At 65.9% G+C, this 7,611-nt stretch carries 7 protein-coding genes; 1 reads left to right on the plus strand and 6 read right to left on the minus strand.

The genetic code is table 11. The features are described 5' to 3' along the window. The 6 genes from ACRDUX_RS10545 to ACRDUX_RS10570 all read right to left on the minus strand — a co-directional run. Positions 1-949: aldehyde dehydrogenase family protein (locus ACRDUX_RS10545; protein WP_526413622.1), on the minus strand; the 949-nt coding region annotated here is incomplete at its 3' end. 27 nt (positions 950-976) lie between these two features. Further along, the gene (locus ACRDUX_RS10550) at positions 977-1,978 is read right to left on the minus strand and encodes a proline racemase family protein (protein WP_526413624.1); all 1,002 of its coding nucleotides are present in this window, start codon (positions 1,976-1,978) and stop codon (positions 977-979) included. Between the two features lie 22 nt (positions 1,979-2,000). After that, complete coding sequence (locus tag ACRDUX_RS10555) at positions 2,001-2,918, minus strand: dihydrodipicolinate synthase family protein (RefSeq protein ID WP_526413626.1); 918 nt, start codon at positions 2,916-2,918, stop codon at positions 2,001-2,003. Beyond that, positions 2,915-4,372, minus strand: a complete 1,458-nt coding sequence (locus ACRDUX_RS10560; RefSeq protein ID WP_526413628.1) for an FAD-dependent oxidoreductase — start codon at positions 4,370-4,372, stop codon at positions 2,915-2,917. Before ACRDUX_RS10560 ends, ACRDUX_RS10555 begins: the two co-directional genes overlap by 4 nt. After that, on the minus strand, positions 4,365-4,703 hold the full coding sequence (locus ACRDUX_RS10565; protein ID WP_526413630.1) for a 2Fe-2S iron-sulfur cluster-binding protein: 339 nt from the start codon (positions 4,701-4,703) through the stop codon (positions 4,365-4,367). The genes ACRDUX_RS10560 and ACRDUX_RS10565 overlap by 8 nt, the downstream gene beginning before the upstream one ends. Then, positions 4,700-5,881 (minus strand): NAD(P)/FAD-dependent oxidoreductase, encoded by a 1,182-nt coding sequence (locus ACRDUX_RS10570; RefSeq protein WP_526413631.1) that lies wholly within the window; start codon positions 5,879-5,881, stop codon positions 4,700-4,702. The genes ACRDUX_RS10565 and ACRDUX_RS10570 overlap by 4 nt, the downstream gene beginning before the upstream one ends. A 356-nt stretch (positions 5,882-6,237) precedes the next feature. Between ACRDUX_RS10570 and ACRDUX_RS10575 the strand changes: the two genes are divergently transcribed. Continuing rightward, positions 6,238-7,296: a proline racemase family protein gene (locus tag ACRDUX_RS10575; RefSeq protein ID WP_526413633.1), complete on the plus strand. Its 1,059-nt coding sequence runs from the start codon at positions 6,238-6,240 to the stop codon at positions 7,294-7,296. Positions 7,297-7,611: the final 315 nt, after the last annotated feature.

Below are 7,611 nucleotides of genomic sequence, written 5' to 3' on the forward strand. Positions count from 1 at the left end.
CGTCGGGGCGGGACATGACGGCGTCGCGGCGCCGCACGTATCCGGTCGTGACGCCGGGCGTCAGTTCGCGGTGTTCGTCCACTTCGGCGGCGGCGGCGACGATGTGGTCGGCTACCCGCGTGTGGGAGGGGACGAACAAGAATCCCGGTTTGGTGCACAGCTGACCACACGATCCGGTGACGCTGGCGACGTAACCCTCGGCGATCTGAGCCGCGTTCTGCCGCAGCGCGGCCTCGGTGACGAAAACCGGGTTGACGCTGCCGAGCTCGCCGTAGAAGGGGATCGGATTCGTGCGGCCCGCGGCGATTTCGGCCAACGCCCGGCCCGCGGCGGTCGATCCGGTGAATGCGGCGGCACGCACGCGCGGGTCCCGCAGCGCGGCGACGCCGTCGTCGCGGGTCTCGATCAGGTTGAACGCGCCGGGCAATCCCGCGGCCGTCAAGGCGTTCTCGACAATCTCAGCGGTCGCCCGGGACAGCCGGGGATGGCCTTCGTGCGCCTTGACCACGACCGGGTTGCCCGCGGCCAGCGCAGCGGCAGCGTCACCGCCGGCAACCGAGAACGCAAGCGGAAAGTTTGACGCGGCGAAGATCAGGACCGGGCCGATCGGCACATTGACGCGCCGCACGTCAGGGCGAGGTCCGATGACATAGTCCGGGTCTGCCTCGTCGATGCGCGCATCCAGGTATGCGCCTTCCACAATGACCTCGGCAAACAGCCGCAGTTGCCATGTGGTGCGCCGCATTTCGCCGCGAAGCCGGCCTTCGGCCAGACCGGTCTCGATGACGGCCAGCGGAATCAGCTCGTCGGCGGCGTCGTCGAGCCGGTCTGCGACCGCGACGAGAGCGCGGGCGCGGGCGTGCAGGTCGATGTCGGCCAATGGCGCGGCGGCGGCCTCGGCGCGGTCGAGGACGGTGGACAGGTCGACAGGGGTAGCGGTGTCAGTCACCGGTGAGGCCTCCGTAACGAGTGATGGTCAGAATTCGAATCCGGCCGGGAAAGGGTCGTCGGGGTCGAGCATGTACTGCGCGGTGCCGGTGATCCAGGCCCGTCCGGTGATCGTCGGCTGCACCGCGTCGAACCCCCCAACGGTGGTGGTGCCAACGAGCCGGCCGATGAACTGCGATCCGATGAATGATTCGTTGACGAAATCCCGATGCAGGGGCAGTTGCCCGCGGGTGTGCAGCTCTGCCATTCGCGCGCACGTGCCGGTGCCGCACGGTGAGCGGTCGAACCACCCCGGATGAATGGCCATGGCGTGCCGCGACAGTTCGGCGGTGGAACCCGGCGCGATGAACTCCACATGGTGGACGTGATCGACGCCTCCGATGGTGGGGTGTTTGGGCGGTGCGGTGGTGTTGATTGCGTCCATGATCGCCAGCCCGGCGGTGATGATGTCGTGGCCACGGGAGCGGTCGAACGGGAGGCTGACGGCGTCGAGGTCGACCATCGCGTAGAAGTTGCCGCCGAAGGCCACGGAGTAGGGCACGTCACCGAGCCCCTCGACGGCGACGCTGGCGTCGAGACGCTCGGTGAAGCTTGGCACGTTGGCCAGTGTCACCGACACCGCGCGGCCCTGGTCGACCTCTACCTCGGCGACGACGAGGCCAGCGGGTGTGTCGAGCCGGATAACGGTGCGCGGTTCGGTCACCGGCACCATTCCGGTCTCGACCAGAACCGTTGCGACACCCATTGTTCCGTGGCCGCACATCGGCAGGCACCCGCTGGCCTCGATGTAGACCACGCCGATGTCGCAATCCGGGCGCACGGGCGGTTGCAGGATCGCGCCCGACATCGACGCGTGGCCGCGCGGTTCGTTCATCAGCAGCCGTCGGATGTGATCCAGGTGCGCGATGAAGTGCAGCCGTTTGTCGTTCATCGTCGCACCCGGAATGACCCCGACCCCCCCGGTGATCACCCGGGTCGGCATCCCCTCGGTGTGCGAGTCGACGGCGTGCAGCACGAGCGATGATCGCATGAGCGGTCCTCCTGTTGCGGGGTCAGCGGGCGGCAAGTCCGGTCAGGGCGCGCTCGGTGTCCGCGGTGACCTGGGCGTGTTGCTCCGGCGTCAGCGGCGTGCGCGGAGGCCGGGTCGGACCACCGTAGCTGTTGCCGCAGATGTCCATCGAGAGTTTGATCGCTTGGACGAATTCGGTGCGCGAATCCCAGCGGAACACGGCGACCAGTTGCTCATAGAGCGACCGGGCCTCCTGCCACTTGCCGGACACGCACAGCTCGTATAGTTCGACGGCTTCCTTGGGAAAGGCGTTGGGGTAGCCCGCAAACCATCCTACTGCGCCATCGACGAGCATCTCGAACAGCACGTCGTCGGCGCCGGCGATGACGTCGATGTCACAACGCTCCTTGATATCGAAGACCCGCCGCACATCGCCCGAGAACTCTTTGACGGCAACAACTTCTGGGATCTCGGCGAGCCGCGCGATCAGGGGTGGGGTGAGGTCGACCTTGGTGTCGAACGGGTTGTTGTAGGCCATGATCGGCAGCCCCACCTCGGCGACGTGGCGGAAGTGCTCGACTATCCCATCGTGCGTCGACCGGTACAGAATCGGTGGGAGCAGTAGCACGCCGTCGGCGCCGTCCTGTTTGGCGTACTCGGCCCACATCTGCGATTGGTGCCAGCCGACGCCGTGTACGCCGGCAATCACCAGTCCGCGGCCGTCGACCGCGTCGACGGCGACCTGGGTCACCTTGCGTCGTTCCTCGTCGGTCAACGAGGAATATTCGCCGAGCGAACCATTCGGTCCGACGCCGCGGCATCCGTTGCTCATCAGGAAGTCGATGTGTGCGCCGAACTTGTCGTAGTCGACGGCCAGACCGGCCGGTGCCGAGGCGTCCGATTTGAACGCCAGCGTGGTGGCGACGATGACGCCACCCAGGTCCATTTTCGGGTCCCTCATACGGGTTTCCTCTCCTGTGCGGATGGTGATTGCGGATTGTCGACGGAATCTGCGGGCCGGGACAGTTCCCCGAGCCGAATGGGCGCAGCGATCGGCCTATGGTCGGTGCTGGCACCATCGGCGAAGCCGGCACTCCCGTTGCCGCGGGCCAGGATGTGCTCGACCGAGCGGCCGCAGATCCGGCCCTGGCACAGCCCCAGCCCGGCTCTGGTGGTTAGCTTCAGGGAGCGGAGTCCGACCGATTCGGTGACGTCGCGGATCCGAATCAGGGTGTCGTAATCGACGTCCTCGCAACGACAAATCACTGTCGACGGGTCAAGCCAGTCGGTCCACGCGGAGCCGATTCGATGTGCGTTGGCGATACGGCGGGCGAATCTGGTCGATGCTGCGCGGGCCCGCCGCGCGCTCGTGAGACCCGGATCGGTGGCAGTCCCTCCAGCGGCCACCCAGCCGGCAATCTCGCCCTCGGCCAGCGCCAGATCCACGCCGCCGATTCCGGTGATCTCCCCGGCGGCAAACACCGAAGGAGCGCTGGTCCGCTGGGCGGCGTCCACGATGACGAAGCGGTCGCCGTTCAGCGCGCAGCCCGCCGCAATGGCCAGCTCCAGCCGGGGGCTGAAGCCGTGCCCCAGACACACCGCGTCGCAGTCCACCGTTCGCGTCGTCCCGACGGGCCGCCACTGGTCGTCGAGCCTGGACACGGTGGCCGACGTGACATGATCGGTGCCATTGATCGCCACCACACCCCATCCCGGGCGGTAGGGAATCCGGCCTCGCAGATGGGTGCCGACATACCCGGTAAACTCGACCAATTTAGCTGGCGCAGAAGCTAATTCCCATGGCCGTCCCAGCCAGTGGCGGCCCAGCCTGCCGGATCCCGACGCCTCGTAGACACCGACTACCTTCGCCCCGGTCGCACGCATCGAGGCGGCCACCGGGAACAGGAACGGGCCCGCTCCGGCGATCAACACCCGCTCACCGATCATCACGCGTTCGCCTTTGACCAACGCCTGAGCGGCGCCAGCAGTCACCACACCCGGCAGCGTCCAGCCCGGGACGGGTAGCGCGCGGTCGTAGGCACCGGTGGCCAGGATCAACGCCCGGGCGGTGATCGACTGCCTGCGACGACCAGCCCCGTCGACCTCGCCGCATACGGTGTGGACGCGCACGGCGGCGTCGTGACGTTCGATCGCCCAGACGTGCGTCCCCAGATCGACTGTCACAGCGGAATCGGTATCGATGGCCGACCGAAACCGTTGGTAGCGCTGCCATTGGTGGTGCAGTCGGGATTCGTCACCGGCGGCCCGGTCAGCGGGGAGGTGCCGCCAGTATTGGCCTCCCGATTGATCAGAGGAGTCCAGAATCCGGACCGTTGCGCCGGCCCGGCGCGCGGACACTGCTGCGGCGAGTCCCGCCGGTCCGGCCCCGACGACCAAGACGTCGGTCTCACTCATCGTGGCGATCCTGAGGCGGAATCGGTGGCGAGATATGTTGACGTTCAATATGTTCGCCACCGCGTGCGCGTCGCAGACAGGCTCGAATGTCGGCCAGTCCATCCACGGTGACCACACAGTCGAAGCAGATGCCGATACCGCAGAACAATCCCCGCGGTGCCTGAAGATCACCGGTGGTACGCCACGCGGTGACGTTGTTGGCGAGCAGAATCCCAGCGATCGACTGGCCGCGAACGCCGCGGTAGACGCGGCCATCGAAGTCGATCTCGACCTCGGCGGTCGGCAGTGGCTCGATGGGGTCGCGTGCCGGCGGGACACTGCGCGCGCTCATGCCGCATCCCGAAGGTGCGGCGCCAGGCTAGCGCGGCTCAGTGCGAACGGTGCGGTTGCGGTTGGCGCCGTGGTCTGAGTGATTTGCGCTAGAAGGAGATCGGCGGACACCACCGACAGGCCGATGCCGGCACCCTCGTGTCCGGTGACGTGGTAGAGGCCCGACACCCGATGGTCCGGCCCGATCACCGGGAGGTGGTCTGGCATGTAAGGCCGAAACCCGCCGTAGGTGCGCAGCACCTGGGCGTATTCGAGGAAGGGGAAGAGCCGTATGGCTTTGGCCGCGATTTCGGAGATCACCCTCACCTGAAGGCGGTCGTCGAAGCCCACCCTTTGTCGCGATGAGCCGATGAGAACCGTTCCCGCGGCAGTGGATTCAACCACAGTAGACGTCTGCAGGTCCGTGTCGGACGATTGGGTGGCACCCACGTAGTCGGCGTCGTAGACCTTATGGAAGACCCGCTGGGGCATGCGCGGGGTAACCAGCACCCTGCCATACCGGGGCAACACCGGGATCGGGGCGCCCAACACCGTGGCGACCTCTCCGGCCCACGGGCCGGCGGCATTGACGACGGCGTCCGCATACAGGTCACCTCGGTCGGTCCGCAGGCCGACCACGCGACTGCCGGTGTCGTCGCGCAGCGCACCAATGACCCGCTCGCCGATGCGCACCGACGCTCCTGCCCTCCTGGCCGATGCCAGCAGCGCCTCGACTGCCGCGGTCGGTTGCAGCTGGGCATCCCCCGGGTAGCGCACCGCTGCGGAGATGGCGGGGGTCAGATGTGGCTCGAGTCGCAGTGCCTCGCTCGGCGTCAGGGTGTGTGCTTCCACTCCCTGCCGACGCTGGTTCTCGACGAAGGACTCCAGCGCGTCCGCATCGGCGTCGGTGCAGGCGACGACGATACCGCCCTTGGGCTCGTACTCGATCGACGGAAACCCGTCACCAAGTTCCTCCCGCAGTTCCGATGCGATCCGCGGCCAGCGGGTCATTGCCAGCATCGCAAGATCCAACTCCGGCCCTGGCGGCTTGTCCGACACCAGGAGGTTGCCTTCGCAACGGGACGATGTCCCCCCGGCGACGGCACCTCGGTCGACGACGGCGACGTCGAATCCGGTTCTGGCCAGCACACGTGCACAGGCGGCGCCGACGATGCCTGCACCGACAACGACAATGCGCACGGGCACGACCCTTCCGTCTAGTGCAATGTCACATTGTAATCATTTGGGCTGGCTTGAAGGCAACAGCAGGAGCCACACAGAAGCAGATGAGTTCGGCACCGCGCCGGGGTGGAATGGCTGGCCTGATTCGGTCGCAACTGCTTCGACCCATGGCATACCGCTCTTACGGCACAGCGCTGTACTCGTGGGATAGTTCGTCGATCAACGCTCCGGAGGCTGGTGCGCCAACCGCCCTCGGCGCGGGATACGTCGATGACAGACCGACGGAGTGGCGCGCGGTCTTGCCGGTGAAGTGATCGTTGAGAGACGAAATATCCTGTTACACAGGATCACAAGCTGTTGAAGGGAGCATTTCGGTGCGGTTGAACAATCTTGTCGACATCGTTGGGTGCCACGCGGAAGGGGAGGTAGGCGACGTAGTCGTGGGTGGGGTCGGCAACGTGCCCGGCGCCACCATGTTCGACAAGCGGAATTACCTGCAAAGCCATCGGGACGACCTGCGTCTCCGTTTGCTGCGGGAGCCGCGCGGCAACGTCATCCGCAGTGTCAACGTTGTTTTGCCGTCCAACAACCCGAAGGCCGTAATGGGCTACGTGATCATGGAATCCACGGAGTACCCGGCAATGTCGGGCAGCAACACCATCTGCGTCGCCACTGTCCTGTTGGAAACCGGGATGATTCCCATGGAGGAACCCGTCACCCGATTCACCCTCGAAGCTCCGGCGGGGCTCATCGATGTGGAGTGCCAATGCCGCAACGGCAAGGTGACCAGTGTCCGCTTCGTCAATCAGCCGGCTTTCGTGTATCAACTCGACGCGACGATCAACGTCCCCGGCATCGGTGCACTCGCCGTCGACGTCGCGTGGGGTGGAATGTGTTACGTGATCGTCGACGCGGCAAGCGCAGGGTTCAAGCTGGAGCCCACCGAAGGGCGCGAACTGCGTGTGATGGGAGAGCGGATCAAAGCCGCCGCCATCGAACAACTGCCGCCTGCGGTGCATCCCGTGCATCCCGAATATCCCGGCATCACCAACCTGTCGTTCACCAGCCCCCTAGAACGCGTTGACGGTGTGCTGAGAGCACGTAATGCCGTCATCGTATCGCCCGGCCGCATCGACCGAAGCCCTTGTGGCACAGGAACGTCTGCACGCCTTGCCGTGATGCACGCCCGCGGCCAGATCGGCGTGGGCGAGCGCTTCATCCACGAGTCGATCGTGGGAACGACGTTCGACGCGGTGGTAGAGAGCACGAGCAAGCAAGGCTCGGTCGATGCGATCATCCCGAGTATCGCGGGGCAGGGCTGGATCACCCAGCTAATCAAGGTCGGCCTCGATCCGACCGACCCATTCCCCACCGGATATGCGCTGTCGGATACCTGGCTCGAGCCGATGTATTCCTACGAGACGACTACATGATCGACGGGGACGCCGCAGCGGAAAGAGAAGCGGCTTACGCCATCCGCGCGGCCAGCACGAGACACTCAGGACGGAACCTGGCGAGTTGGGGCGTGATGGTGCCGAGTTCTTGGCGCAAGTCTGGGGTGCAGTTGGTGATTTCGTGGGGGGAGTGACGGTGGCGGATCGTTGAGGCCGTGGCCGTGAGACCGCACGCGCCATTGAGAGCGGCACTCCGACAGCCGTCATCGAGGTCCGCGTTGGATGACCAGCCTTGAGTCGTCAATAGATCTGTCGAGTCACAGCGGCGAGGTCAATCGAAACACCTCTGAACAC

Origin of the sequence: Mycobacterium sp. (assembly GCF_050701675.1) — a bacterium.
Classification (GTDB): domain Bacteria; phylum Actinomycetota; class Actinomycetes; order Mycobacteriales; family Mycobacteriaceae; genus Mycobacterium.